The sequence below is a fragment of the Paenisporosarcina sp. P4_B8 genome, assembly GCF_056402175.1.
This window is the reverse complement of the sequence record NZ_JBFUHX010000045.1, coordinates 1-1,940: the sequence shown is the minus strand read 5'-3', so window position 1 is coordinate 1,940 and position 1,940 is coordinate 1. Positions and strand designations below refer to the sequence as shown.

The window sequence follows — 1,940 nt, the reverse complement described above, 5'->3', positions numbered from 1 at the left end:
GTTCAGTCACGTACGTTAGTACGCTCCTTCACTTACTCATTTTGCTTCCTAGACCTTCTTTGCTTATTCCAATTCTTAACACTTCATAAAAAATGGCGGTCCCGACGGGAATCGAACCCGCGATCTCCTGCGTGACAGGCAGGCATGTTAACCGCTACACCACGGGACCATTTGGTTGCGGGGGCAGGATTTGAACCTGCGACCTTTGGGTTATGAGCCCAACGAGCTACCGTGCTGCTCCACCCCGCGATAATATTATTGTTATAAACACTATGACTCAACGCTTCTAGTAATATCACGATTTCTTTAGAGCGAGTATATGTATGTTTATATGTTTGATGATCTTACACCACACACTTAGTAAAAATGGAGGAGGTAGAGGGATTCGAACCCCCGCGGGATTTGACTCCCCTGTCGGTTTTCAAGACCGATCCCTTCAGCCGGACTTGGGTATACCTCCGCAGTATATAAGTGGTGGACCTTGCAGGACTCGAACCTGCGACCGGACGGTTATGAGCCGTCTGCTCTAACCAACTGAGCTAAAGGTCCTAAAARATGGCGGCAGAGGGGATCGAACCCCCGACCTCACGGGTATGAACCGTACGCTCTAGCCAGCTGAGCTACGCCGCCAGGATCTTTATAAAATGTTGGTGGAGCCTAGCGGGATCGAACCGCTGACCTCCTGCGTGCAAGGCAGGCGCTCTCCCAGCTGAGCTAAGGCCCCGTAAAAGGGATAAAATAAACTGGTCGGGAAGACAGGATTCGAACCTGCGACCCCTTGGTCCCAAACCAAGTGCTCTACCAAGCTGAGCTACTTCCCGAAGTTTAAAAAATATGGCGCGCCCGAGAGGACTCGAACCTCTAACCGCTTGATTCGTAGTCAAGTACTCTATCCAATTGAGCTACGGGCGCATATTATGCTATTTTAAAAACTGGTGCCGAGGACCGGAATCGAACCGGTACGGTAGTCACCTACCGCAGGATTTTAAGTCCTGTGCGTCTGCCAGTTCCGCCACCCCGGCATTTAAGAAGATATGGAGCGGAAGACGAGGTTCGAACTCGCGACCCCCACCTTGGCAAGGTGGTGTTCTACCACTGAACTACTTCCGCTCGTATAAWATTGTGAAAATGGTGCGGGTGAAGGGAGTCGAACCCCCACGCCTTGCGGCGCTAGATCCTAAGTCTAGTGCGTCTGCCAGTTCCGCCACACCCGCAACTTAGTATGAAAATGGTGAGCCATGTAGGATTCGAACCTACGACCCTCTGATTAAAAGTCAGATGCTCTACCAACTGAGCTAATGGCTCTAACAATGGTGCCGGCGAAAGGAGTCGAACCCTCGACCTACTGATTACAAGTCAGTTGCTCTACCAACTGAGCTACACCGGCACGGTGTTAAAAAGAAAAATGGTGGAGGATGACGGGCTCGAACCGCCGACCCTCTGCTTGTAAGGCAGATGCTCTCCCAGCTGAGCTAATCCTCCGAAATAAATCGCCCAGCGACGTCCTACTCTCACAGGGGGAAACCCCCAACTACCATCGGCGCTAAAGAGCTTAACTTCCGTGTTCGGTATGGGAACGGGTGTGACCTCTTTGCCATTATCACTGGACTGGGTATTCATTTTTTAAGACAAGATCTATTATATCAAATCTCATGAGATTTACAAGTGTTTTTTGAAATAAAAAACTATTCTTGTTCACTCAAAACTGGATAAACGGGTCATTGAAAACCATTCAAATTCATTTTGGTTAAGTCCTCGATCGATTAGTATTCGTCAGCTGCACACGTCACCGCGCTTCCACCTCGAACCTATCTACCTCATCGTCTTTGAGGGATCTTACTTACTTGCGTAATGGGAAATCTCATCTTGAGGGGGGCTTCATGCTTAGATGCTTTCAGCACTTATCCCGGCCACACATAGCTACCCAGCGATGCTCTTGG

14 tRNA genes and 2 rRNA genes are annotated in these 1,940 nt (G+C 49.5%); all 16 read right to left on the bottom strand.

Annotation, left to right across the window (positions count from 1 at the left end):
• Positions 1-93: 93 nt before the first annotated feature.
• Positions 94-169, bottom strand: a tRNA-Asp gene (locus tag AC1DSK_RS17295).
• 3 nt (positions 170-172) lie between these two features.
• Positions 173-249: transfer RNA gene (locus tag AC1DSK_RS17290), tRNA-Met, on the bottom strand.
• A 118-nt stretch (positions 250-367) separates the two neighbouring features.
• Positions 368-460 (bottom strand) — tRNA-Ser (locus tag AC1DSK_RS17285).
• Between the two features lie 12 nt (positions 461-472).
• A tRNA-Ile gene (locus AC1DSK_RS17280) sits at positions 473-549 on the bottom strand.
• 7 nt (positions 550-556) lie between these two features.
• Positions 557-630: transfer RNA gene (locus AC1DSK_RS17275), tRNA-Met, on the bottom strand.
• 18 nt (positions 631-648) lie between these two features.
• Positions 649-724: transfer RNA gene (locus tag AC1DSK_RS17270), tRNA-Ala, on the bottom strand.
• Between the two features lie 20 nt (positions 725-744).
• A tRNA-Pro gene (locus tag AC1DSK_RS17265) sits at positions 745-821 on the bottom strand.
• A 14-nt stretch (positions 822-835) separates the two neighbouring features.
• Positions 836-912 (bottom strand) — tRNA-Arg (locus AC1DSK_RS17260).
• A 21-nt stretch (positions 913-933) separates the two neighbouring features.
• Positions 934-1,022, bottom strand: a tRNA-Leu gene (locus AC1DSK_RS17255).
• A gap of 13 nt (positions 1,023-1,035) precedes the next feature.
• Positions 1,036-1,110: transfer RNA gene (locus tag AC1DSK_RS17250), tRNA-Gly, on the bottom strand.
• Between the two features lie 19 nt (positions 1,111-1,129).
• Positions 1,130-1,214, bottom strand: a tRNA-Leu gene (locus AC1DSK_RS17245).
• A gap of 15 nt (positions 1,215-1,229) precedes the next feature.
• Positions 1,230-1,305, bottom strand: a tRNA-Lys gene (locus AC1DSK_RS17240).
• A 6-nt stretch (positions 1,306-1,311) separates the two neighbouring features.
• A tRNA-Thr gene (locus AC1DSK_RS17235) sits at positions 1,312-1,387 on the bottom strand.
• A gap of 19 nt (positions 1,388-1,406) precedes the next feature.
• Positions 1,407-1,482 (bottom strand) — tRNA-Val (locus AC1DSK_RS17230).
• Between the two features lie 10 nt (positions 1,483-1,492).
• Positions 1,493-1,608 (bottom strand): 5S ribosomal RNA (rrf, locus tag AC1DSK_RS17225).
• Positions 1,609-1,743: 135 nt separating this feature from the next.
• Positions 1,744-1,940: ribosomal RNA gene (locus AC1DSK_RS17220) — 23S ribosomal RNA — on the bottom strand; the annotation flags it as partial.